Raw genomic sequence first — 915 nt, forward strand, 5'->3', positions numbered from 1 at the left:
GTCGGGGGCTGCGAGGACGGCGGGTGGGGCGTCGTCGGCCGCGGGGTCGGCGGCAGCACCGGCGGTTCCACCGGCCGGTCGGGCTGCTTGCGGTGGCCGGGCTCGCGCGCGTACCAGCGGCGGTCGTGGGGGTCGTAGATGACGATCTTGTGGATGACCGTGACCGTCGGCCGGATCACCACGGTGTCCTGCGGCCGGTACGTCGCCCACGGCCGGCCCTGCCGCGCCGAGTCGGGCCGCAACGGGGTCGGCTCGCCCAGCGGGTTGCCGCAGGCGCACCGGACCCTCGGCACTCCGTGGCCGTCCACCAGGACGGCCGTGCCGGACTGGAGCACGGCCTGGTAGGCGTTCGGCCGGCCGTCGACGTAGCCGTGGTTGGTGACCCGGGTGTCGTGGCGGAGCGTGACCGGGGTGAGGGAGCGCAGGTAGCCGGGCACGGCGGCGGGCCGGATGCCGAGGGCCTCGGCGAACGCCCGGTTCTTGGCGGGGTCGGCGGTCAGGAACCGGATCTGTTGCTCGATGTCGCAGGCGGCGACGTTGCGCGTGCCGCCGTACAGGGTGGGGTCGGCGCCGGTCACCGACCGGGTGGTGACGGTCCCGGTGGGCGTCGCGGGCGCGGTGGGGACGGCCGTCGGGGTCTCGGTGGGGCCGGCCGGCCGGGTGGCGGTGGACGGCGTGAACGGGTCCTGGCCGGCGGACGCGGCGGGTTGCAGGAACAGCTCGCCGCCGGTCCCGGTCGGTCCCGAGGAGCGCGTCAGCACCACGACGAGGGTCACGACGGCGGCCACGGCGACCGCGCTCGCGGCGATCACCGGCACCGAACGCCACCACCGCCCGCCGGGCGGCGGCCCGTCCCCGGGCGGGGGCGGCTCCTGCGGGCCCGACAGCGGGCCGCGGGGCGGGCCGGTGGGCCGG

1 protein-coding gene is annotated in these 915 nt (G+C 78.0%); it reads right to left on the reverse strand.

The features are described from left to right. Positions 1–915, reverse strand: a 915-nt coding sequence (locus EF918_RS37570; RefSeq protein ID WP_185922105.1) for a DUF6777 domain-containing protein, incomplete at both ends; no start/stop codon positions are given.

The organism is Streptomyces sp. WAC06614 (assembly GCF_003949795.1).
Classification (GTDB): domain Bacteria; phylum Actinomycetota; class Actinomycetes; order Streptomycetales; family Streptomycetaceae; genus Streptomyces.